General features: G+C 69.1%; 18 protein-coding genes and 1 pseudogene. 10 read left to right on the forward strand and 9 right to left on the reverse strand.

Features of this window, described 5'->3' with window-relative positions:
* Positions 1–8 precede the first annotated feature (8 nt).
* Positions 9–1,445, reverse strand: coding sequence for a DUF2252 domain-containing protein (locus ABIE67_RS15190; protein WP_370257300.1), 1,437 nt, complete (start codon positions 1,443–1,445; stop codon positions 9–11).
* A gap of 100 nt (positions 1,446–1,545) precedes the next feature.
* Here ABIE67_RS15190 and ABIE67_RS15195 point away from each other — a divergent pair, with 100 nt between their 5' ends.
* On the forward strand, positions 1,546–1,983 hold the full coding sequence (locus ABIE67_RS15195) for a hypothetical protein (RefSeq protein ID WP_370257301.1): 438 nt from the start codon (positions 1,546–1,548) through the stop codon (positions 1,981–1,983).
* Complete coding sequence (locus ABIE67_RS15200) at positions 1,980–2,912, forward strand: diacylglycerol kinase family protein (protein WP_370257303.1); 933 nt, start codon at positions 1,980–1,982, stop codon at positions 2,910–2,912. The genes ABIE67_RS15195 and ABIE67_RS15200 overlap by 4 nt, the downstream gene beginning before the upstream one ends.
* Positions 2,913–2,952: 40 nt before the next feature.
* Here the strand turns inward: ABIE67_RS15200 and ABIE67_RS15205 are convergent, their stop codons facing one another.
* From ABIE67_RS15205 to ABIE67_RS15230, 6 genes are all read right to left on the reverse strand, one after another.
* On the reverse strand, positions 2,953–4,026 hold the full coding sequence (locus ABIE67_RS15205) for a hypothetical protein (protein ID WP_370257305.1): 1,074 nt from the start codon (positions 4,024–4,026) through the stop codon (positions 2,953–2,955).
* A gap of 210 nt (positions 4,027–4,236) precedes the next feature.
* Positions 4,237–5,277 (reverse strand): galactofuranose ABC transporter, permease protein YjfF, encoded by a 1,041-nt coding sequence (gene yjfF / locus ABIE67_RS15210; RefSeq protein WP_370257307.1) that lies wholly within the window; start codon positions 5,275–5,277, stop codon positions 4,237–4,239.
* Positions 5,274–6,374: an ABC transporter permease gene (locus ABIE67_RS15215; RefSeq protein ID WP_370257309.1), complete on the reverse strand. Its 1,101-nt coding sequence runs from the start codon at positions 6,372–6,374 to the stop codon at positions 5,274–5,276. The genes yjfF and ABIE67_RS15215 overlap by 4 nt, the downstream gene beginning before the upstream one ends.
* Positions 6,371–7,909, reverse strand: a complete 1,539-nt coding sequence (locus ABIE67_RS15220) for a sugar ABC transporter ATP-binding protein (RefSeq protein WP_370257311.1) — start codon at positions 7,907–7,909, stop codon at positions 6,371–6,373. Before ABIE67_RS15220 ends, ABIE67_RS15215 begins: the two co-directional genes overlap by 4 nt.
* 100 nt (positions 7,910–8,009) lie before the next feature.
* Complete coding sequence (locus ABIE67_RS15225) at positions 8,010–9,011, reverse strand: ABC transporter substrate-binding protein (RefSeq protein WP_370257313.1); 1,002 nt, start codon at positions 9,009–9,011, stop codon at positions 8,010–8,012.
* A 155-nt stretch (positions 9,012–9,166) separates the two neighbouring features.
* Positions 9,167–10,213, reverse strand: coding sequence for a LacI family DNA-binding transcriptional regulator (locus ABIE67_RS15230; RefSeq protein ID WP_370257315.1), 1,047 nt, complete (start codon positions 10,211–10,213; stop codon positions 9,167–9,169).
* A 532-nt stretch (positions 10,214–10,745) separates the two neighbouring features.
* Between ABIE67_RS15230 and ABIE67_RS15235 the strand changes: the two genes are divergently transcribed.
* From ABIE67_RS15235 to ABIE67_RS15270, 8 genes and pseudogenes are all read left to right on the forward strand, one after another.
* Positions 10,746–11,909: a mandelate racemase/muconate lactonizing enzyme family protein gene (locus ABIE67_RS15235; protein ID WP_370257317.1), complete on the forward strand. Its 1,164-nt coding sequence runs from the start codon at positions 10,746–10,748 to the stop codon at positions 11,907–11,909.
* Between the two features lie 55 nt (positions 11,910–11,964).
* Entirely contained in the window at positions 11,965–12,969 is a 1,005-nt protein-coding gene (locus ABIE67_RS15240) for a zinc-binding dehydrogenase (RefSeq protein ID WP_370257318.1), read from the forward strand.
* 121 nt (positions 12,970–13,090) lie between these two features.
* A complete protein-coding gene (locus tag ABIE67_RS15245) occupies positions 13,091–14,059 on the forward strand; it encodes a hypothetical protein (RefSeq protein WP_370257320.1) in 969 nt (322 codons plus the stop codon).
* A 144-nt stretch (positions 14,060–14,203) separates the two neighbouring features.
* Positions 14,204–15,316, forward strand: coding sequence for a multiple monosaccharide ABC transporter substrate-binding protein (gene chvE / locus ABIE67_RS15250; protein ID WP_370257322.1), 1,113 nt, complete (start codon positions 14,204–14,206; stop codon positions 15,314–15,316).
* Positions 15,317–15,348: 32 nt separating this feature from the next.
* Positions 15,349–16,900, forward strand: a pseudogene (gene mmsA / locus ABIE67_RS15255) (multiple monosaccharide ABC transporter ATP-binding protein).
* Positions 16,897–18,141 (forward strand): multiple monosaccharide ABC transporter permease, encoded by a 1,245-nt coding sequence (mmsB, locus tag ABIE67_RS15260; RefSeq protein ID WP_128428198.1) that lies wholly within the window; start codon positions 16,897–16,899, stop codon positions 18,139–18,141. The pseudogene mmsA and the gene mmsB overlap by 4 nt, the downstream one beginning before the upstream one ends.
* Entirely contained in the window at positions 18,142–19,254 is a 1,113-nt protein-coding gene (locus ABIE67_RS15265; protein ID WP_370257327.1) for an aldose epimerase family protein, read from the forward strand.
* A gap of 143 nt (positions 19,255–19,397) precedes the next feature.
* Positions 19,398–20,981 (forward strand): histidinol-phosphate transaminase, encoded by a 1,584-nt coding sequence (locus ABIE67_RS15270; protein WP_370257332.1) that lies wholly within the window; start codon positions 19,398–19,400, stop codon positions 20,979–20,981.
* Positions 20,982–21,105: 124 nt separating this feature from the next.
* Here ABIE67_RS15270 and ABIE67_RS15275 read toward each other — a convergent pair whose 3' ends face one another.
* Complete coding sequence (locus ABIE67_RS15275) at positions 21,106–22,542, reverse strand: family 43 glycosylhydrolase (RefSeq protein WP_370257334.1); 1,437 nt, start codon at positions 22,540–22,542, stop codon at positions 21,106–21,108.
* Positions 22,524–23,489: an arabinan endo-1,5-alpha-L-arabinosidase gene (locus ABIE67_RS15280; protein ID WP_370268620.1), complete on the reverse strand. Its 966-nt coding sequence runs from the start codon at positions 23,487–23,489 to the stop codon at positions 22,524–22,526. Before ABIE67_RS15280 ends, ABIE67_RS15275 begins: the two co-directional genes overlap by 19 nt.
* Positions 23,490–23,953: the final 464 nt, after the last annotated feature.

Raw genomic sequence — 23,953 nt, forward strand, 5'->3', positions numbered from 1 at the left:
TCCGCGGGTCAGGGCGTCAGGTCGGTCCGTGCGGTGACGCGCCCGTCGGCCACCGCCTCGGACAGTGCGCGATGGTCGCGTTCGTTCTGGTCGGCGTAGGCGCGGGCGAACCGCACCAGGGCCCGGTCGAAGGAGTGACCGGGGCCGAGGTAGGCGGCGATGGCGATCGGGTCGCCCGAGCGCGCGTGGGCACGGGCCAGTGAGGCGCCGCAGAGGCGGGCGAACAGACCCAGGGTCCCGGGGTCCATGGTCTCGGGGCGGGCGATGCCCTTCCAGTCCCGCAACTGCCGTACGTAGAAGTCGCGTTCGCGGCCGTCGATGCCCCTGACATGCTCCCAGCCGAGGAAGATGTCGCTGGCGGCCTGCATCAGCCGTTGCCCGGTCACCACCCGCTCGCCCTGGTTCTCGTAGGCGCTCGCGCCGCAGAAGGGGGCCAGGACCGACTCGCCCGCCTCCTTGGCCTGGAGCAGCAGCGGGTCCTCGTCGTCGCGGCCGAGCAGCAGGATGATCCAGCAGCGGGTGCCGACACTGCCGACCCCGACGACCTTGCGGGCCATGTCGACCACGTGGAACCGGCTCAGCAGTTTCCGCCGCTCCGACGACAGGCTGGACGCGTAGTCGGAGACCAGCTCCCGCAGGGTCCGCCCCAGCCCCTCGCCCTCCGCGCCGGGCAGCAGGTCGGAGAGAGGGGTGATCAAGGGGGGATCCGAGATGATCCGGGGTGCGCCGTCCACCACCCGGGTCAGCTTCGCGGCGGCCTGGAGACCCGTACGGGAACGGGCCTTCACCGACGCCCGGACGGCCCGCTGCTCGTCCTCCCGGCCCGGCCGTTCGGGCAGGAGCTCGTCGATCCGGTCGAAGTCGTCGCGGGCGTACCAGACATCGAGGGTGCGCATCCCGGCGAACTCGCGCATGCGCTCGCGGTAGGCCTCCACTCCGGCGCGCACGACCGTGTCGCACTCCTTCGCCGGGAACCCGTTGGCCCGGCCGGCGATCACCAGGCTCGCGGCGAGCCGCTTGACGTCCCACTCGAAGGGGCCCGGCAGCGTCTCGTCGAAGTCGTTGATGTCGAAGACGAGATGGCGTTCGGGGGAGGCGAGGAGCCGGAAGTTCAGCAGATGGGCGTCGCCGCACAGCTGGACGGTGAGCCCGGTGTGCGGCGCGGCACCGAGATCGGACGCCATGATCGCCGCGGCTCCCCGGTAGAAGCGGAACGGCGATTCGAGCATCCGGCCGTACCGGACGGGGACGAGGTCGGGAACGCGGGCGGCCGACTGCCGCTCGATGATGTCGACGGGATCGGGCCGCTTCTCGTCAGGTGCGAAGAGGGCGTGGCCGGAGCGTGGCACACGCGCGCGTGCCTCCTTGCCGAGTTCGGCGCGCTCGGTCGGGGAGAGCGCGCCGTTGGTCGTCGGGGAGCGGGGAGCGTCGTGCAGCGTCGCCATGACCGGACCTCCTTGTCCGCATCGTCACAGCCCCGCACACCGGCGGGATCACCCGGAACAGGTGATGCGGCACCCGGGGCGCGGGCGGTGGGATGCCTGTGTGGGCGGTACGCGCAAGCCCCTTCGAACGCCCGGCCCGGCCGATCGTCCCCGTGCCGGGGCTCGGCGGTGGGCGGCGCGTCTGGCCCTGCTGGTCGCGGCCGGCGCGATCGCGCTGTTGCTGACGGCCGCCGGGGGCAGGAGCCTCGCGCTGCTGGTCGTCGGCCTGGCGGGGCTCGCCGCCACCGCGGCCGCGCTGTGGTGGACCCTCGCCCGGCACGGAGCGGCCCGGGCGGTCGCCGCCGCACTCGCCGCGCTCGTACCGCTCGCGGTCCTGGTGTCCTACGCGGCGGCGGGCCTGCTGTGGGTGGTGCTGTCGGTCCTGGTGCTCTGGGCCGTGGCGATGCTGATCGGGCGGGCCGCCCTCGCCGCGGACATCGGGCCGGCCGGCCCCGGCAGTACGCGACCGCACCGCCCGAGGCGCCGTTCCTCATCATGAATCCCCGCTCCGGGGGCGGAAAGGTCGGCCGGTACGACCTCGTGGCCAAGGCCCGGGCCCTGGGTGCCGAGGTCGCCGTGCTCGACCCCGCTCACCCGCTGGACGTCGCGGAGCTGGCCCGGCGGGCCGTGGCGCGGGGCGCGGACCTGCTGGGGGTCGCCGGAGGGGACGGCACGCAGGCGGAGGTGGCGGGGGTGGCCGCCGGGCACGGTCTGCCGTTCATGGTGATCTGCGCCGGTACCCGCAACCACTTCGCCATGGACCTCGGCCTCGATCGCGACGACCCGTCGACCGGCCTCGACGCCCTCACCGACGGAGTCGAACTCCGCGTCGACCTCGGCCTCATCGGCGAGCGCGTCTTCGTCAACAACGCGTCCTTCGGCGTGTACGCGGCCGTGGTGCGGAGCCCCGCCTACCGCGACGGCAAGGTGCCCACCATCCTCCGGGAGCTCCCGGACCTGCTGACCCACCGGAACGGTCCGCGGCTGACGGTTCGCGCGGGCGGCGCGGTCATCGACGCGCCCCAGGCGGTCCTGGTCAGCAACAACCCGTACCAGCTGGGCGACGCCGCCGGACTCGGCCGGCGCGCGCGGCTGGACTCCGGTGTCCTCGGCGTCCTCGGGATCAACGTCGACAACGCGGCCCAGGCGGCCGGTCTGCTGCGCGGCCACCATGCGCGCGGGCTCACTACGCTGGCCGGGCACGAGGTGGTGGTGGACGCCGACGCCCCGCACATCCCGGTCGGCGTCGACGGCGAGGCCCTCCAGCTGCCCACACCCGTCAAGTGCCGCATCTCGCCCGGCGTGCTGCGCGTCCGTGTGCCGCGCGACCGCCCGGGAACGCCCGGCACGAAGCCGTCGGTGGACTGGCGGACGCTGGGCCGGCTGGCGTTCGGGCTCGACGTTCCGTCAAGCGGTGTCGATCACTGAGACCGCGGAAGTGAACGTTCTGGGCGCACCGTCAAACGGCCTACGTGCACCACCACAGGAACCGGTCGCACTCGGTCTCCGACGGCGACGGGTCCGGGGTCGGGTCCGGCGTGGTCGGGTCGGCGGTCGGTGCCGGGGCCTCCGGCTCGGACGTCGGGGTGGGGGCCGAGGTGGAGGTGCCGGAGCCGTCGCTACCGGTGGTCGCGGACTGGCCGTTCTTGTCGGGGGTCTTGTCCTCGTCCTTCTTCTTGTCGTCGTCCTTCGGCGACTTCGAGGCCGACGGAGAAGCCGAGGGGCCCGGCGAGGGCGAGTCCCCGGCCGTCCGTGTCGTGCCGTCCGTCGCGTCGGGGGACGCGGACACCTCTTCCGACGCCGCGCCCTCCGCCGACTCGTCCCCGGCGGCCGCCGGCTTCGGGCTCGAACCCGGGGCGTCCATGCCGAGCTCCGCGAGGCTCAGGCCTCCGGCGGCCAGGACGAAGCCCGCGGCGATCAGCAGGGTCCGGCGACGGCGGCGCCGATGCGCGGCGGCCTTGCGATCGCGACGGCTGGCACCGGCCGACCCGGACTCCTCGTCCAGGTCACCGTCCTCGCCGTCCTCCCCCTCGCCGTCCTCGTCCTGCTCGGCGTACCCGGCGGCGTACTCGTCGCGCTCATCGTGACCACGTCTTCGGCCACGCCGCTGCGCCGCCCGACGCGCTGCCCGTCCGCCGACCGGCGCGACCTCAGCCGCCTCACCGGCGTCCGTGTCCGCCTCCGCGGCCTCCGCGAAGTGGCCGGCGTCGGCATAGCGGTCGCCGTACTCGCCACCGCCACCGCCGTACTCGCCACCGCCGTACTGCCCCGCACCGACCCCGTACTGCCCCGTAGCGGCGCCGTACTGCCCCGTAGCGCCGCCGTACTGGCCCGCGTCACTCCCGTACTGCCCCTCGTACGCCTCGTACGAGCCTTGACCGCCCACAGCCCCCGCAGGCGCCTGTACGGCCCGCTCGGCCAGCTGCGGGTACGCCTCGTCCGGCGTGCCCGCGTGCACGCGCAGGTCTTCGATCGCGGCGCCGCACCCCGGGCAGGCGAGGGCGCCGTTGAGGTGCCTGCGGCACGGGTGGCAGTAGTCCATGACGCGGGAAGACTAGGGAACCGACCCACACCTTTCCTAGCGGCTGCTGTGAAGGTTGTGTGCGGAACTGGCCTTTCCAGTTTGGTCGGTGGGGGTCAAGCCCGACCATTCGGCGCGATCCTCCGCGCTGGGTCCGTACGGCAACGTCACGCGGCCCGCCGCACGTACGCCGTGCGACGGGCCGCGTCGGCCCAAGTGCCCAGGTCCGGCCTATGTTTGCTTGCGCGTCGTCATCGCCCGCTGGATCAGGATGAACGCGCACAGCAGCACACCCGTGGCGATCTTCGTCCACCAGGAGCTGAGCGTGCCCTCGAACTGGATGATGCTCTTGATCAGGCCCAGCACGAGGACGCCGAACAGGGTGCCCAGGACGTAACCGGAGCCGCCCGTCAGCAGCGTGCCGCCGATGACGACCGCGGCGATCGCGTCGAGTTCCATGCCGACGGCGTGCAGCGGGTCACCGGACTGGATGTACAGCATGAACAGCAGGCCGGCCAGCGCCGAGCAGAAGCCGCTCACCGTGTACACGGCGATCTTCGTGCCGCCCAGCGGAAGCCCCATCAGCAGCGCCGACTGCTCGTTGCCGCCGATGGCGTACACCCGGCGGCCGAAGCGCGTGTAGTGGAGTATGTAGAAGGCGGCGGCGAGGACGACCAGGGCGACGATGGCGCCGAGCGACAGCTCCCCCAGTCCGAGCGACACCCGGGTCTGGGCCATGCTGCTCACCGTGGAGTCGCCGATGGAGATGGACTCCTTGCTGATGACCAGGCAGAGGCCCCGGAAGAGGAAGAGGCCGGCGAGGGTCACGATGAACGGCTGGATCTCGAAGTTGTGGATCACATAGCCCATGAGGAAGCCGCCGAACGCGCCCACCCCCAGGGCGAGCGGGATGACCAGCAGCAGCGGCAGGCCCTGACGCTCCACCAGCCACGCCGTGAACATGGTGGTGAAGCCGATCAGCGAACCGACGGACAGGTCGATGCCGCCGGACATGATGACGAAGGTGGCGCCGACGGCGGCGACCAGCAGATAGCCGTTGTCGATGAACAGGTTGAGGAACACCTGCGGTTCACCGAAACCGTAGTTCTGGTAGCGGCTGAGACCGCCGATGTACATCGCGAGGAACAGGCCGGCCGTGACCAGGACGGGCAGCCGCCGGTCGCCGAGCAGGCGCGCGGCCGCGGACGCCTGGGCCGGCTTGGACGCCGTACGGCCTTCCGCTGCCGTACGGGTCTTGGTGGTCGCGCTCATCGCGACACCTCCATCTTCGGGGCGGCGTCGGCCGGGGTGGCGGGCTCCGCCGGGGCGGTGGTCCGGGCGCGTCCCTTCGCGCCGAAGACCTTGGCCCGGAACTTCGGGGACTGCAGCAGGCAGACGACGATGACGACGGCGGCCTTGAAGACCAGGTTGGTCTGGGTGGGCACGCCGATGGTGTAGATCGTGGTGGTCAGGGTCTGGATCACGAGGGCGCCGACCACGGTGCCGCCGATGGAGAACCGGCCGCCGAGCAGCGAGGTGCCGCCGATGACGACCGCGAGGATCGCGTCCAGCTCGATCCACAAGCCGGCGTTGTTGCCGTCCGCGGCCGAGGTGTTGGAGCTGATCATCAGGCCGGCGATGCCCGCGCACAGGGCGCAGAACATGTACACCATGATCTTGATGCGCCGGGAGCGGATGCCGACCAGGCGGCTGGCCTCGGCGTTGCCGCCGACCGACTCGACGAGCAGGCCGAGCGCCGTACGGCGGGTCAGGGCGACGGTGACGGCCACGACGGCGGCCACCACGAAGATGGAGAAGGGCAGGGTCAGCCAGTAGCCGCCGCCGATGAGCTTGTACGGCTCGCTGTTGATGGTGATGATCTGGCCGTCGGTGATCAGCTGGGCGACACCGCGTCCGGCGACCATGATGATGAGGGTCGCGATGATGGGCTGGATGCCCATGCGGGCGACCAGGAAGCCGTTCCAAAGGCCGCAGACCACTGCCGCCACCAGGCCGATGCCCATGGCGAGGAAGACCCCCGCAAGCGCGTTCTGGTCGGCCTGGTCGCTGATGTACGAACAGGTCAGGGCGCCGGTGATGGCGACCACGGCGCCGACGGAGAGGTCGATGCCGCCGGTGGCGATGACCAGGGTCATGCCGACCGCCACCAGGATCAGCGGCGAGCCGAACAGCACGATCGAGACGAGGCTGCCGTAGAGGTGGCCGTCCGCCATGCGGCTCGCGAAGAAGTCGGGTGTGAAGGGGACGTTGACGAGCAGCAGGGCGATCAGGACCGCGACCGGCCAGAACAGGTGGTGGCGCGTCAGTGCTCGCCAGCGGGAGGGGGTGGTCACTGCCGGGGTACTCACTGGTGCTCTCCGCTCGCGATGGTCTCCAGGATCTTGCTGGTGGTGATCTCCGGCCCGTTGGTCAGCTGTGCCACGAGCTTGCGGTCGCGCAGCACTCCGATGGTGTGGCTGAGCCGGAGCACCTCCTCCAGTTCGGCCGCGATGTACAGCACGGACATGCCGTCCTCGGAGAGGGAGACCACGAGCTTCTGGATCTCGGCCTTGGCGCCGACGTCGATGCCGCGCGTGGGCTCGTCGAGGATCAGCAGCTTCGGCTGGGTGATCAGCCAGCGGGCGAGCAGCACCTTCTGCTGGTTGCCGCCGCTCAACTGGCCGACGCGGGCCTCGGGGTTGGCGGGGCGGATGTCGAGGGCCTTGATGTACTTGGCGACGAGTTCGTCGCGCTGGGAGGCCGGGATGGGCCGGGTCCAGCCGCGGGACGCCTGGAGGGCGAGGATGATGTTCTCGCGCACCGTGAGATCGGGGACGAGGCCCTCGGTCTTGCGGTTCTCCGAGCAGAACGCGACACCGGCGCCGATGGCGTCGTTGGGGGCGCTCATCGAGACCTGCTTGCCGGCGATGGTCACCTTGCCGCTGTCGGGCTGGTCGGCGCCGAACAGCAGCCGGGCCAGTTCGGTGCGGCCCGAGCCGAGCAGTCCGGCGAGGCCGAGCACCTCGCCCTTCTTGATCTCCAGGTCGAACGGGGCGATACCGCCGGTGCGGCCGAGGCCCTCGGCCTTGACGAGCGTCTCGCCGACGTCGGAGCGCAGCTGGTGCTCGTGCAGCTCCTCCAGCTGGTCCAGGGCCTTGCCGATCATCAGCTCGATCAGCCCGACCTGGTCGAGGTCGGCCACCATGTGCTCGCCGACCAGGGTGCCGTTGCGCAGCACGGTCATGCGGTCGCAGATCTCGTAGATCTGGTCGAGGAAGTGCGAGACGAAGAGGATCGCGACGCCCTCGTCCCGCAGCCGCCGCATCAGGCGGAACAGTTCGAGGACCTCGTCGCGGTCGAGGCTGGAGGTGGGCTCGTCCAGGACGAGCACCTTGGTGCCGGAGCCCTCGCCGTCGCTGTCGCCGTGGCCCACCGACCGTACGATCGCGACCAGTTGCTGCACGGCCAGCGGGTACGAGGACAGCGGCGCCGTCACGTCGATGTCGAGGCCGAGCCGGTCGACCATCTCCGCGGCCTGCTTGCGGATCTGCTTCCACTGGATGCGGCCCGCGCGGGTGGGTTCACGGCCGATGAAGATGTTCTCCGCCACCGAGAGGTTGGGGCAGAGGTTGACCTCCTGGTAGACCGTGCTGATGCCGGCGTGCTGGGCCTCCAGCGGGCTGCCGATCCGTACGGTCTTGCCGTCGAGGGTGATGGTGCCGCCGTCCAGGGTGTGGACCCCGGTCAGCACCTTGATGAGGGTGGACTTCCCGGCCCCGTTCTCGCCCATGAGGGCGTGGATCTCGCCGGGGAAGAGCCGGAAGTCGACGCCCGACAGAGCCCGTACCCCCGGAAACTCTTTGACAATGCCCGTCATCTCCAGGACGGGCCGCGGCTCTGCCATGGCAGCGCTCCTCTTGAAATGGGTTCAGGCCCGCAGGGAGCCTCCCGGGACCGGATGGTCGCCGGCCGGCCGGAGGCTCCCTGCCGGTGTGTGCGGTCGGTCAGTACTTACGGGTGGGGAGCGCGTCCTTGGCCTGGTCCTGCATGAAGTCGCTCTCCTTGGTCTTGATCCAGCGCTCGACCGTGCCGCCCTCGTGGACCGTCTTCACGACCTCCATCAGCTGGGGGCCGAGCAGCGGGTTGCACTCGACGATCGCGTTGATCTTGCCTTCGGACATGGCTATGAAGCCGTCCTTCACACCGTCGACCGTGACGATGAGGATGTCCTTGCCGGGCTTCTTGCCGGCCGCCTCGATGGCCTGGATGGCGCCGAGGCCCATGTCGTCGTTGTGCGCGTAGAGGACGTTGATGTCCGGGTTGGACTGCAGGAAGGCCGCCATGACCTGCTTGCCGCCGGCCCGGGTGAAGTCACCGGTCTGGCTGGCGACGATCTCCCAGTCGTCCTTGTGCTCCGCGTCCATGACCTCCTTGAAGCCCTTGGCGCGCTCGATCGCGGGGGCGGCACCGGTGGTGCCCTCCAGCTGGGCGATCTTCACCTTGCCCTTGTGGCCGGCCTTCTCCAGGACCTTCTCCAGGATCTTGGCGGCGCGGCGGCCCTCGTCGGTGAAGTCGGAGCCGACGAGGGTGGCGAACAGGGACTCGTCGCTCTCGACGGACCGGTCGGTCAGGACGACCGGGATCTTCGCCGCCTGGGCCTCCTTGAGCACGGCGTCCCAGCCGGTGACGACCACCGGCGAGAAGGCGATGACGTCCACCTTCTGCGCGATGAAGCTGCGGATCGCGGAGATCTGGTTCTCCTGCTTCTGCTGCGCGTCGGAGAACTGCAGCTTGTAGCCCGCCTCCTTGGCCGCCGACTTCACCGAGTCGGTGTTGGCGCTGCGCCAGCCGCTCTCGGAGCCGACCTGGGAGAAGCCGAGGGTGATCGTCTTGCTGCCGCCGGAGGAGGAGCCGGAGGAGCCGCCGTCCTCCTTGGCGCAGGCCGCCAGACCGGCCGTGGCCGCCACGCCGACCGCCGCAGTGAGGAAGTTCCGTCTGTTGAGCATGTTCTTCTCCTTTGAAGAGCCGGCCCGGGGATGGACCGCTGGTACTCGTCTGGTACTCGTGTGGACCGGCTGCACTGCGTCCAGCCTGTCGATCATTGTTCGAAATATCGGTCACGTATGCCCGAAGGGCGAAAGGCGACCGGGGTGGTGCGGTGTCAGCCGGGAGCGGCTCCCGGTTGCGGCAGGTACGGGAACGTGCTTGCGCGGACGACGAGTTGGGGTTCGATGGTGACCTGGGACGTCCCGGAGGGGGTACGGCCCTCGATCAGGTCCAGCAGCAGGGCGATGCTCCGCTTGCCCACCGCCGCGAAGTCCTGCCGGACGGTGGTGAGCGGCGGGGCGAAGAACTCCGACTCCGGAATGTCGTCGAAGCCGGCCACCGCGACGTCCTGGGGCGTACGCACGCCCGCCTCACGCAGCGCCCGCAACACCCCCAGTGCCATCTGGTCGTTGGCCACGAAGACGGCGGTCAGGCCGCGTCCCACCCAGCCCGCCAGTTCCTGGCCGGCCCGGTAACCCGACAGCGGGCTCCAGTCCCCCCGCAGCAGCATGGGTGGTTCCACGTCCGCCTCTTCGAGGGTCGCCCGCCAGCCGTCGACCCGGTCCACCGCCTCCTGCCAGTACTCGGGCCCGGCGAGATGCCAGACCCTGCGGTGGCCCGCGGCGAGCAGATGGCCGGTGGCCAGCCGTGCGCCGAGATTCTGATCCACGTTGACGCTGGGGACCCCGGCGCCCGAGCCGGTGCCCACGGCCACCACCGGAAACGGGTGGCGGAGTTCGGCGAGGGCCTCGACCGCCGACCGCTGCGGGGCGATGGCGATGACCCCCTCCACCCCGCCCTCGCTGAGGCGGTCCAGGGCCTCGGACAGCGTCTCCACCGTCAGCCTGCGCAGACTGACCGTCGAGACCAGATAGCCCTCGGCACGCGCCGCCTCCTCCAGCGCGAACAACGTACTGGCCGGACCATAGAGCGTGGTGTTGGAGGCGACCACACCCAGGGTCCGGGTGCGCCGGGTCGCCAGGGCCCGTGCGGAGAAGTTACGGCGGTAGCCCATCTCCTCGATCGCGCGCAGCACCTTGGCCCGTGTCTCGTCCCGCACATTGGGGTGGTCCCCCAGCACGCGGGACACGGTCTGATGGGACACACCGGCCTGGCGTGCCACGTCGGCCATGGTGGGCGGCCGAAGCTGCGAGTGGGTCACAGCCGCACCTCCTTGGCGGTCGTCTGCCGATAAGACCTGCGCCGAGGGCCGATGGTTCGGCGCCGGCCGCGTCATGCCGGTGTTCCGGAAGGGCCAACGGCACGGGGCGGGAAGGCGAGTTGAAGCACTGCTGACACGACGCTCATACCTCCTTGCATGCCGTCGGGGCCGATTGGTGAATGCGGACGTCATTGTGAGCGCTAACAATTCACGCCGGTCAAGAGGGCGGCGCCAGAGAAGTCGTCACGGTTGAATAACGCGACGGACGGCGGAGGTTCCGGCACCGAGGGTGTTTTACCTGGTCAGGAGCCCTTCGAGTACCCACCGGAGGAGGCATGCACGCGCCCTCGAAGAGCCCGGCGACCCTCGCGGAACACCCCGTCACATCCGCCTCGCCGACCGTCTCCGCAGCCACATCGAAACCGTTGTTTGTAGACCCATTGACACTCGCATGTGGTCGTCCCTACTGTCGCGACCAGCATTTCGAACGAGTGCCGAAATTTCGAACAGACCGAAGAGGACAGGGAGTACCGTGCGCATCACGGGAATCAGCACACACGTCGTCGGAACGCCCTGGCGGAACCTGACCTATGTCCAGGTGCACACCGACGAGGGACTCACCGGCGTCGGCGAGACCCGCATGCTGGGCCACACCGACGCGCTGCTCGGCTATCTGCACGAGGCGAAGACCAATCACATTCTCGGCTCCGACCCGTTCGCTGTCGAGGATCTCGTCAAGCGGATGAAGTACGGCGACTACGGCCGGGCCGGCGAGATCGTGATGTCCGGTATCGCCGTGATCGAGATGGCCTGCTGGGACATCAAGGGCAAGGCGCTCGGCGTGCCGGTCTGGCAGCTGCTCGGCGGCAAGGTCACCGACAAGGTCAAGGCGTACGCCAACGGCTGGTACACCACCGAGCGGACGCCCGAGGCGTACCACAAGGCGGCCCAGGGGGTCATGGAGCGCGGCTACCGGGCGCTCAAGATCGACCCGTTCGGGACCGGCCACTTCGAGCTCGACCACGAGCAGAGCCTCTACGCCGTCTCCCTGATCGAGGCCGTGCGCGACGCCATCGGCCCGGACGCCGAGCTGATGCTGGAGATGCACGGCCGCTTCTCCCCCGCCACGGCCGTCCGCCTGGCCAAGGAGCTGGCGCCCTTCAAGCCCGCGTGGCTGGAGGAGCCGGTGCCGCCGGAGAACCTGAAGGCGCTGGAGAAGGTCGCCGCCAAGGTCGACATGCCGGTCGCCACGGGTGAGCGCATTCACGATCGCATCGAGTTCCGGGAGCTCTTCGAGAGCCAGGCCGTGGACATCATCCAGCCGGACGTCGGCCACATCGGCGGCATCTGGGAGACCCGTAAGCTGGCCGCCACCGCCGAGACGCACTACATGCTGGTCGCGCCCCACAACGTGGGCGGGCCCGTGCTGACCGCCGCCTCCCTCCAGGTCGGCTTCACCGCCCCCAACTTCAAGATCCTTGAGCACTTCAACGACTTCGCGGACGCGGAGATCAAGAAGGTCATCAAGGGCGCCCCCCAGGTGAACCCCGAGGACGGCTGCTTCCACCTCTCCCACGAGCCCGGTCTCGGCGTGGAGCTGGACATCGACGCCGCCGCGGAGTTCCCGCAGCAGCAGGCCCGGTTCGACCTGTGGGCCGACGGCTGGGAGCAGCGCAAGCCCAAGGGCACCGTGTGAGCGCCCACACCCGCAGTCCCGGCATCGGGGCCTGGGTCGGACCCGGGAGGACCCAGTGAGCACCGCCGTCGTGATCGAGGCTCCGGGCGAGCACCGGCTCGTCCCGCACGAGCCCCGACAGCCGGAAGCGGGCGAGGCCCTGGTCCGGGTGCACGCCTCGGGGATCTGCGGCAGTGACCGCGAGGTCTTCCAGGGCAACCGGCCGGAGGGGTACGTCCGCTATCCGCTCACGCCGGGCCACGAGTGGTCCGGGACGGTGGCGGCGGTCGGTGACGGCGTCCCTTCGAGCCTGGTGGGCCGCAAGGTCGTGGGCGAGGGCTTCAGGAACTGCCAGGTCTGCGACCGCTGCCACGCGGGCGAGACCACCCTGTGCACGGCGGGCTACGAGGAGACCGGCTTCACCCAGCCGGGCGCCATGGCCCCCACACTCACGCTTCCGGCCCGGCTGCTGCACGTGCTGCCGGACGACGCGGATCTGACGGCGGCGGCGCTGCTGGAGCCGGCCGCGTGCATCGCGGCCGCCGCGCTCAAGGCGAACGCGGTGCCGGGCGAGCGGGTGGCCGTGGTGGGCACGGGCACGCTCGGGATGTTCGCCGTTCAGTTCCTGAAGGCGGGCTCGCCGGCCGAGCTGCTCGTCGTGGGGACGCGTCCGGACCGGGCCGAGCTGTCGAAGCGGTTCGGCGCCACGGACTTCCGTACCAAGGACGAGGAACTCCCCGACGACTTCGACGTCGTCATCGAGACCGCCGGGTCCGCGGACGCGGCGCGCACCGCCGCCGCCCTGCTGCGCCGCGGTGGACGGCTGATCCTGACGGGCATCCCGGCGCCGGGCGCGGAGGGGCTCGACCCGACCGATCTCGTCGTACGGCAGCTGGAGGTGCAGACCGTGTTCGGCGCGGCGCCTCAGGCCTGGGCACACACCGTGCGGGTCTTCGGGGCAGGGCTCCTCGACCCGCTGCCGCTGGTCACGCACGAGCTGCCGCTGGAGGAGTTCCCACAAGCCATCGAGTTGGTGGGGTCCGGCGACCCGAAGGTCGGAAAGGTCCTGCTGCGGCCATGACACACCCCTGAGCCGTACGCCGGTACGGGGTGCCTGACAACTTCGTACCGGCGTACACCCAAAGCCCCGCACGACCAGAGCCGCGACCCTCGTCCGATATATCGAACATGAAGGACAGCTTGTGACCGACACCACCGCTCAGACGCCGCGTCGCCCCGGCGAGCAGGCGCTCACCGCACTCGGCCTGGGGGCGCCCGCCCTCGACCCCTCCGACGCCTCTCCGCACACCTTCCCCGGCGGCGGCCGCTGGCGCACCGAGGTCCCCTCCGTGGAGGGCCCCGAGGCGCTCGGCGTGGTCCTCAAGGAGGCCTCGCGGCTCGATGTGCCGATCCACCGGATCAGCCAGGGCAGCGGCATCTGGATGCTCACCGACGCCGAGATCACCGAGATGGTGGAGGCGACCGCCGAGCGGGACATCGAGCTCTGCCTGTTCACCGGCCCGCGCGGCACCTGGGACATCGGCGGCTCCACCCGGACCGACTCCAAGGGCGCCGGACTGCGCGCCCGGGGCCACGACGCGGTCGCCGGGTGCGTCGAGGACGCCGTACGCGCCACCGAGCTGGGCGTGAAGTGCCTCCTCGTCGCCGACGAGGGCGTGCTGTGGGCGCTGCACCGGGCGCGGGCCGCCGGCATCATCCCGGCCGACACGACGCTCAAGGTGAGCGCACTGATCGGCCCCGTCAACCCGGCCGCGTACGCGGTGTACGAGAACCTGGGCGGCGACTCGATCAACGTGCCGAGCGACCTGACGCTGGATCACCTCACCGAGATCCGCCGCGTCTCCGGCGCCCCCATGGACATGTACATCGAGGCCCCCGACGATCTGGGCGGTTACATCCGGATGTACGAGGTCGCCGAGCTGATCCGGCGCGGCGCACCGCTCTACCTGAAGTTCGGGCTCTCCAAGGCCCCCGGGATCTACCCCTACGGGCACCACATGCGGGACCTGACACTGGCCACCGCCAAGGAACGCGTACGGCGTGGACGCCTGGCGTTGGACCTCCTCGCACGGCACGGAGCTGACGGCGACATGGCGCCTCTCGGTTCACGGCTGCCCGGGACGCTGAAGCGGTTCGAAATTCCCGCATAACGTTCCGGACAATCCCCCTTCACAAAAGAAGACGCAGTCGAACACAATCCGACACACCCTCTTCTCGGTCCTTCCCGCACCGCCCGCAAGCGTCTTCGCGCCGCCGGACCGAGCACTGCCAGACACACATCAAGGATGATGATCATGCGTAACCGCCGAGCCGCACTCGCCGCCATAGCCGGAGCCGCCTCCCTCGCCCTGACCCTGTCCGCCTGTGGCCAGAGCGGCGAGGGCGGCAGCAAGGGGGAAGGCGGTGACACCAAGGGCGGGACCATCGGCATCGCGATGCCGACCAAGTCCTCCGAGCGCTGGATCGCCGACGGCAAGAACGTCGTCGCGGACCTGGAGTCGAAGGGCTACAAGACCCAGCTGGTCTACGGCGAGGACGACCCGGACCAGCAGGTCTCGCAGATCGAGAACCTGATCACGCAGGGCGTCAAGGCGCTGATCGTCGCGGCCATCGACAACAAGTCGATGAACAACGTGCTCCAGCAGGCCGCCGACGCCAACATCCCGGTGATCTCCTACGACCGCCTCATCCTCGGCACCAAGAACGTCGACTACTACGCGTCGTTCGACAACGAGAAGGTCGGCGAGCTCCAGGGCAACTACATCGTCGAGAAGCTCGGCCTGAAGGACGGCTCCAAGAAGGGCCCGTTCAACATCGAGCTGTTCGCCGGCTCCAACGACGACAACAACACCCGCTACTTCTTCCAGGGCGCCATGAACGTCCTGCAGCCGTACATCGACAAGAAGCAGCTCGTCGTCCGCTCCAAGCAGACCGCCCTGAACCAGGTCACCACCCTGCGCTGGGACGGCGGCACCGCCCAGAAGCGCATGGACGACATCCTGACGTCGGCCTACAAGAGCGAGCGCGTCGACGCGGTCCTCTCGCCGTACGACGGCATCTCCATCGGCATCCTCTCGGCCCTGCGGTCGGACGACTACGGCTCCAAGAGCAAGCCGTGGCCGATCGTCACCGGTCAGGACGCCGAGGTCGCCTCGGTGAAGTCGATCATCGCCGACGAGCAGTCGATGACCGTCTACAAGGACACCCGGGAGCTCGCCAAGGTGGCCTCGAACATGGTCGACGCGGCGCTCAACGGCAAGAAGCCCGAGGTCAACGACACCAAGACCTACGACAACGGCGCCAAGGTCGTCCCGGCCTACCTGCTCACGCCGGTCAGTGTGGACAAGGCCAACTACAAGGCGACGGTGGTCGACTCCGGCTACATCAAGGAAAGCGACCTCAACTAACCACCCGCCCACTCTGATTGGAAGGCACGACCATGGCGGGACCCGTCCCTGGAAATGCGCTCGATCGTCAAGACCTTTCCCGGCGTCAAGGCGCTGTCGGACGTCACACTGACCGTCCAACAGGGCGAGGTCCACGCCATCTGCGGGGAGAACGGCGCCGGCAAGTCGACCCTGATGAAGGTCCTCTCCGGCGTCCACCCGCACGGCACCTACGAAGGGGACATCCTCTTCGAGGGGGAAGTCTGCGAGTTCAAGGACATCAGGGCCAGCGAGCAGCGCGGCATCGTCATCATCCACCAGGAGCTGGCGCTGTCGCCGTTCCTCTCCCTCGCGGAGAACATCTTCCTCGGCAACGAGCACGCCAAGGGCGGGTTCATCGACTGGAGGGAGACTCTGCAGCACGGCACCGAGCTGCTGCGCCGGGTCGGGCTCAGCGACCACCCGGACACCCGCGTCGCCGACATCGGCGTGGGCAAGCAGCAGCTCGTGGAGATCGCGAAGGCGCTGTCGAAGAAGGTGAAGCTGCTCATCCTGGATGAGCCGACCGCGGCCCTGAACGACGAGGACAGCGGCAAACTCCTGGACCTCATCCTGGAGTTGAAGAAGCAGGGCATCACCTCGATCATCATCTCGCACAAGCTCAACGAGATCCGCAAGGTCGCCGACTCGGTGACGATCCTCCGCGACGGCCAGACCATCGAGACCCTCGATGTGAAGGCGCCGGAGACCACCGAGGACCGGATCATCAGCGGGATGGTCGGCCGCGACCTGGAGAACCGGTTCCCCGACCGCACCCCGCACGAGCCGGAGGCGGGCTCCGCCCCCGCCCTGGAGATCCGCAACTGGACCGTGCACCACCCGATCGACCAGCAGCGCAAGGTGGTCGACGATGTGTCCCTGTCCGTGCGGCGCGGCGAGATCGTCGGCATCGCGGGCCTGATGGGCGCCGGCCGCACGGAACTCGCGATGAGCGTCTTCGGCCGCACCTACGGCCGTTACGCCGACGGCAAGGTCCTCAAGGACGGCAAGGAGATCCGTACGAAGTCCGTCCCCGAGGCGGTCAAGCACGGCATCGCGTACGTCACGGAGGACCGCAAGCACTACGGCCTCAACCTCATCGACACCATCAACCGCAACATCTCGCTCAGCGCGCTGGGCAAGGTCGCCAAGCGGGGCGTGGTCGACGAGCACGAGGAGCGGCAGGTCGCCGAGGGCTTCCGCAAGTCCATGAACATCAAGGCGCCGACCGTCTTCGAGCCGGTGGGCAAGCTGTCCGGCGGCAACCAGCAGAAGGTCGTCCTCAGCAAGTGGATCTTCACGGGTCCGGATGTGCTGATCCTGGACGAGCCGACGCGTGGCATCGATGTCGGTGCCAAGTACGAGATCTACACGGTCATCGACCAGTTGGCCGCCCAGGGCAAGGCGGTCGTCTTCATCTCCTCCGAGCTGCCGGAACTGCTCGGCATGTGTGACCGCATCTACACGATGGCCGCGGGGCGGCTGACCGGCGAGTTCTCGCGGGCCGAGGCCTCGCAGGAATCGCTGATGCGTCAGATGACAAAGGACAAAGAGGTATCCCGATGAGCACGGATGTGACCGCCAAGACCCCGGCCCCCGCGCCGCCGGGCAAGAGCGGAGGGGCCGCGGCCGACGGCCTGCTCCAGCTGGTGCTGGACGGCATGCGCCGCAACATGCGGCAGTACGGCATGCTGATCGCCCTCGGCCTGATCGTGGCGCTGTTCGCCGTGTGGACCGACGGCGACCTGCTGCTCCCGCGCAACGTCTCCAACCTGGTGCTGCAGAACAGCTACATCCTGATCCTCGCGATCGGCATGATGCTGGTCATCATCGCGGGCCACATCGACCTGTCGGTGGGATCACTGACAGCGTTCATCGGATCCATGGCCGCGGTGTTCATGGTCAAGAACGACCTGCCATGGCCGGTCGCCGTCATCCTCTGTCTGGCCATGGGCGCCGTCGCGGGTGCCGCGCAAGGGTTCTTCATCGCGTACGGCGGCATACCATCCTTCATCGTGACCCTCGCGGGCATGCTGATCTTCCGCGGTCTGACGGAGATCTTCCTCGAGGGCCAGACCCTCGGCCCGTTCCCGGAGGGTCTGCAGAAGGTCGCCAACGGCTTCCTGCCCGAGGTCGGCCCGAACACCAACTATCACAACCTCACACTTCTGCTCGGCTTCGGAATGATCGCGTTCGTGGTCTTCCAGGAGTTCCGCGACCGCCGCCGGCAGCAGGAGTTCAACCTGGACGTCCCGCCCTTCAACCTCTTCCTGCTGAAGCTGGTCGCGCTCGGCGCCGCCATCCTCACGCTGACGATGCTGCTGGCCAGCTACAAGGGCGCCCCGATCGTGCTGCTCATCCTGGGCGTGCTGCTCGTCGGCTTCGGCTACGTGATGCGCAACGCGATCATCGGCCGCCACATCTACGCGATCGGCGGCAACCTGCCCGCGGCCAAGCTGTCGGGTGTGAAGGACAAGAAGGTCACCTTCCTGATCTTCGTGAACATGGGCATGCTCGCGGCCCTGGCGGGTCTGGTCTTCGCCGCCCGCTTCAACGCGGCCTCGCCCAAGGCCGGCCTCAACTTCGAGCTGGAGGCGATCGCGGCCTCGTTCATCGGCGGCGCGTCGATGAGCGGCGGCGTCGGCACCGTCCTCGGCGCGATCATCGGTGGCCTGGTCCTGGGCGTGCTGAACAACGGCATGAACCTCGTCGGCATCGGCACTGACTGGCAGCAGGTCATCAAGGGCCTGGTGCTGCTGGCGGCGGTCGGGTTCGACGTATGGAACAAGCGCAAGGTCGGTTCGTAAGTGCAGCAGGAGGGCCCCGCCGGAAGGCGGGGCCCTGTTCTTTTCAGCGACGGAGGCAACACGCCGGTGAAGTCCCTCTTCGGCACCCTCGCCGACGGCACGGAGGTCCACAGCTGGTCGCTGGCCAACGGCGGCACGCGGATGAAGGTCCTCTCCTACGGCGGCATCGTGCAGTCCCTGGAGGTCCCGGACCGCCGTGGCCGGTTCGCCAACATCTCCCTGGGCTTCGACAACATCGAGGACTACGTCGCCCAGAGCCCGTACTTCGGCGCCCTGATCGGCCGGTACGGCAACCGCATCGGTAAGGGCCGGTTCACCCTCGACGGCAAGGCCTACCAGGTCGACGTCAACGACGGCGCGAACAGCCTGCACGGCGGCGCCCACGGCTTCGACAAGCGCGTGTGGGACGTCGAGCCGTTCACCAAGGGCTCCGACGTCGGCCTGCACCTGTCCTGCACGTCCGTCGACGGCGAGATGGGCTACCCGGGCACGCTCAAGGTGAAGGTGACGTACACCCTCACCAGGCACGGCGACTGGCGTATCGACTACGAGGCCACCACCGACAAGGCCACGGTCGTCAACCTCACCAGCCACGTCTACTGGAACCTCGCCGGCGAGGGCAGCGGCACGATCGAGAACCACGAGCTGAAGATCGCCGCGTCCCACTACACGCCCGTCGACCCGGGCCTCATCCCCACCGGTGAGCCGGCCCCCGTCGCGGGCACCCCCTTCGACTTCCGCCACGCCAAGGCGATCGGCGAGGGCCTCCGCGAGGCCCACCAGCAGCTGCTGCACTGCAAGGGCATCGACCACAACTGGGTGCTGGACAAGGGCATCTCGCCGCGCCCCGAGTGGATCGCCACGCTGAAGGACCCGTCCTCCGGCCGCACCCTGCGCATGGCGACGACCGAGCCGGGCCTGCAGTTCTACTCCGGCAACTTCCTCGACGGCACGCTCGTCGGCCCGTCCGGCCGCGCCTACCGGCAGGGCGACGCGCTGTGCCTGGAGACGCAGCACTTCCCGGACTCGCCGAACAAGCCGTCGTTCCCCTCGACGGTGCTGCGCCCGGGGCAGACGTACCGTTCGACGACGGTCCACTCGTTCAGCGCGTGATCCTTCTTCCCGCGTAGAGCGATCTTCACAGGTGGCACACAAGTTCTTACCGATCTCTCAGTGGTTGAACAGCGCCACCCCAGCCTCCGTATGTAGGGGCGGCCCGTGCTCCCCCGCGCGGGCCACCCGAACTCGGAGGTTCCATGGCCGACAACGTCACCTCGCTGTTCCGCAGCACCGCGGCACACAGCCCGTCGATGGCGGCGCTGACGCGTGAGGGCGGCGACGGCGCCGGTCCGGTCGACTTCTGCATTCCGTGCAACCCGTACTTCCCGACGCCGGAGATGTTCCAGGACATGGGGGCGCGGCTGCGGGACATCATCACGTACTACCCGAGCAGCGCCGACACCATCACGGCCGAGCTGTGCAGCCTGCTCCAACTCCCGCCGCAGTGCGTGGCGATGGGCAACGGCTCCACCGAGCTGATCACCTGGATCGACCACCTCCTGGTCCGCGAGTCCCTCGCCATCCCCGTCCCCACCTTCGGCCGCTGGACCGACCAGCCGATGGAGACCGGCAAGCGGGTCGACATGTTCCCGCTCCAGGAGTCGAGCGGCTTCGCCCTGGACCTGGCCCAGTACGCCGAGTTCATCCGGGCCCGCGGCACGCGGGTGGCGGTGATCTGCAACCCGAACAACCCCGACGGCGGCTACCTCCACAAGCACGCGCTCGTGCAGTTCATGGACGCGATGGCCGACCTGGACCTGGTCATCATCGACGAGTCGTTCCTGGAGTTCGCGGACGCGGAGCAGGAGCCCTCGGTGGTCCAGGAGGCGATGCTGCGCCCGAACGTCATCGTCCTGCGCTCCCTCGGAAAGAACTTCGGCCTGCACGGCATCCGCTTCGGCTACCTCGTCGCCAACCCGGCGCTGGCCGGCATGGTCCGCTCGATGCTGCCGAAGTGGAACCTCAACGCCTTCGCCGAGCACGTGGTGTTCATGCTCAAGAACCACGGCGCCGAGTACGCGCAGAGCCTCCACCAGGTGCGCAAGGACCGTCTCGACATGGCCGGCCAGCTCGCCTCGCTGCCCGGCCTGACGGTCTACCCCTCGCAGGGCAACTTCCTCTTCGTGCGCCTCCCCGTGGGCGCGGAAGGCACCGTGGTCCGCGACCGGCTGCTCACCGAGCACCGGATCCTGGTCCGCGAGTGCGGCAACAAGATCGGTTCGTCCAGCCGCTTCCTGCGACTCGTGGTGCGCCCCCAGGTGGACGTGCGTCGCCTGGTGTCCGGCCTGGAGCAGGTGCTCTACGGGTCCAGGAGGGGAGCCGCCGTACCCGAGCTGGGTACAGGGACCAACTACAGCTCGGGTACGGCGGCCGTGGACCGGTTGGTCAGCTCCACGAACGGTGCCGGTATGCAGGGGCTTGCTGCTCAGGCCATGGGTGCCGGTGCCGCGATGCCTGCGATGCCTCAGCCGCAGCCGGCCGCCGCGCAGATGCCGATGCCGGCGCCCATGCCGGCGCCGGCGCCTGTCGCTCCGGCCCCGATGCCGGCGCCCGCGCCCGCCGCCCCCGCACCGATGTCGTTCCCGTCGCCCGTGGCGCCGGCCGCGGCGGTGGTGCCGCCCGGGCCCACGCCGCCCGGGGTGCCGGCTCGGGGTGGGCTTACGGCGGCGCAGGTTCGGGGTACTACCGGACCCGCTCCCGGGCTGGCCCCCGCGCCGGCTACCGGCTGGCCCAACAGTCAGAGTTGGCCGAACGCGGCGGGGATGGGGCAGACCGGGTAGCGGGTAGCGCCCTTTCGCCGTAGGGGGGGCGGGTGCTTGTGCGACTGCGGGTGCGTTGTGGCTTGTCGCGCCCACGCGGCGGAGCCGCACATCGACACAGCCCCGCGCCCCTGGCGGAACTGCACTACGCCGGGTTCAGTCTCCACTGTTGGCAGTTGTTGCCCAACCAACTCCACTGGCGTACGTCTGCTCCGTCCGCCGTTCCGCAGTTCGTCACGTCGGCCACCTTGCCGGTGGCCTGGTTGGTGATGCGGACGTAGCCGTTGTCCGTGGCGATGAACCGGAATCGCTGGCAGGTGTTGTTCAGCCAGGACCACTGCCTCAGGTCGGCGCCGTCTGCGGAGGAACAGTTCTCGGTGTCGAGAACCTTGCCGGTGGCGACGTTCACGAGGCGGTGGGTGTCGTCGCCCAGGTCCTCCAGGCGCCACTTCTGGTTGTTGCCGCCGCTGCACGCCCACTGCTGGACGTTGGCGCCGTCGGCGGTCGAACCACCGGCCACGTCGAGGCACTTGCCGCTGTTGCGGTTGACGACCGTGTACGTCGTCGACGCGCTGGACGGCTCTCCGGAGGGGCCGGTGAGGGAGGTGCCGAGGCGGACCGGGGTGCCGAGGTTCGGGGTGCCGTCGGAGTTCCAGGTGAGCTTCTGGGCCCGGGTCGTACGCCCGTTGTCGCAGCCCTCGCTCGCGCTGTCGTTGGCGTGGTAGACGATCCAGCTCTCGCTGCCGTCGGGTGAGGTGAAGAAGCCGTTGTGCCCGGGTCCGTAGACGCCGTTGGCGTCGTTGCGCTGGAAGACCGGCGTGGACTTCTTGGTCCAGGAGGCGGCGGCCAGTGGATCGGAGCCGGTGAGCTCCAGTTGGCCGAGCTTGTAGTCGGGGGTCCAGCAGCCGCTGGCGGAGTAGATGAGGAAGGTCCGGCCGCCGCGTTGCAGTATCTCCGCGCCTTCGTTGACCGTGCCCCCTTGCCGCTCCCAGTCGTATGTCGCCCTGGAGATCGTCGAGTAGGAGCCGCTGACCGTGTACGGGTTGGACATCGGCGCGATGACGAGGTTCTGGGTGCCGCTGGTGATCGCGCTGCCCAGCATGTACAGCCGGCCGTTGACGTTCAGGACGCTCGGGTCGAGCATCCAGGCGGAGTTGAGCTGGCCCTTGTAGGTGTACGGCCCCATGGGGTCGGAGCCGGCGCTCTCCAGCACATGGCTGCGCTGCGTCGGGTTGTAGTCGGCGATGTTCTGCCCCGCGACGTAGTACAGGTACCAGCGGCCGTTGAGGAAGTGCAGCTCCGGGGCCCAGATGTTGCAGCACCGGGAGGCGGCGTCGCCCTGCCACACCTGGACGCTGGGGGCCGTGGCCAGCCCGGCGAGGGTGGTGGACTTGCGGATGGTGATGACATCGGTCCAGCTCGTCGTCACCAGGTAGTAGTTGCCGTCGTGGTAGGAGATCCAGGGGTCGGCGCCCTTGACCGACTTGACGGGGTTCGCGAACGAGGCCGCACTGGCGGAGGGCTGGCCGATCGAGAAGGCCAGCAGCAGCGCTGCCAGCAGGGTCAGTAGGCGACGGGCCATCCGCTGCTCCAGTTCAAGAGGTTGACGCCCAGCTTGGGCGTGCCGTTGTCGTTGCCGTCGTAGTAGTGGTAGACGATCAGGTCGCCGTCGGCGTCGTTCATGATCGACTGACCGCCGGGGCCGATGACGCTGCCGTGTGACTCCAGGACCGGGGTGCCGCCGTTGTTCATCATCGAGACGCCGTTCTTGTCGGTGTACGGCCCGGTGATGCCGGTGGCGCGGCCGACCTTGACCTTGTAGGTCGAGCTGGTGCCGGCGCAGCAGGTGTCGTAGGAGGCGAAGAGGTAGTAGTAGCCGCCCCGCTTGACGATGAAGGGTGCCTCGACGGCCTTGGTCCCGGTGGGGCGGGAGGCGAGCGAGTAGCGGGTGGTCTTGGAGCCGATCTGCTTCCCGGTGGACGGGTTGATCTGGATCATCTTGATCCCGGTCCACCAACTGCCGAAGGACAGCCACCACTTGCCGTCGTCGTTCACGAAGAGGTTCGGGTCGATGGCGTTGTAGTCGCTGGAGGAGCCGGACGTGTAGACGGTGCCCTGGTCCGTCCAGCTGCCCGGCTGGCCGGTGGTGGAGGTGGCGAGCCCGATGGCGGACGTGTTCGAGCCGAACTTCGAGACGGAGTAGTACATCAGGTACTTGCCGCCGTGGTACGAGATGTCCGGCGCCCAGGCCTCCGGCACGGAGGAGTAGTTCCCCCACCAGCCCGGCCGGCCGGCGAAGGCGTCGCCGCCGTTCCTGAAGGCCGTGCGGTCGCTGGAGGTCTTGCTCGCGATGCCGCCGCCGGTGGCGTAGAGGAGGTACTGGCCGGAGGAGGTGCGGATCATCGTCGGGTCGTGGGTGACGACGTCGCCGGTGACGCGGCCGGGGTTGGGGTACGCGGACGCCGTGGAGGGGATGAGGGCGAGCAGGGCGGCGGCGGGGAGGGCGAGGAGAGCGGTTCGGCGGGACATGCGGGAGGTACGGGAGGTGCGGCTCACGTGGATCCTCCTTGCGTGTGGGGGAGTCGATGTCGCCTGTTCGATATTTCGATCACCGATCGTCACTTCGGACGGGACCGTAGAATCGAATCACTTGCGCGTCAATGGCCCGCGCAGTCACAACTCCAGCAGCAGCACACGCGCTCCGACCGTGTTCCCCACACCACTACCGCGGCGAGGGCGCCGGCTCACGGTCCATTACCTGCCACCACCTCCCACCACCTCTCGCCTCTCGTCACCGACTCGGAAGAGATCGGCGCGCTCCAGAAGCAGCAGGCAGGACGCGTTCGCAGGCCCTCACCCTCGAAGAATCCATGAGCCTGTCGAAGCGGACGCGAGGAACCCTGCGGCACGGAAACCCGGGGGAAATTCGTCATTTACCGCGGGAATACGCATTCGGGCCCCGGATCAAACGATCCGGGGCCCGATGCAGATGG

Source organism: Streptomyces sp. V4I8, assembly GCF_041261225.1.
Taxonomy (GTDB): Bacteria; Actinomycetota; Actinomycetes; order Streptomycetales; family Streptomycetaceae; genus Streptomyces.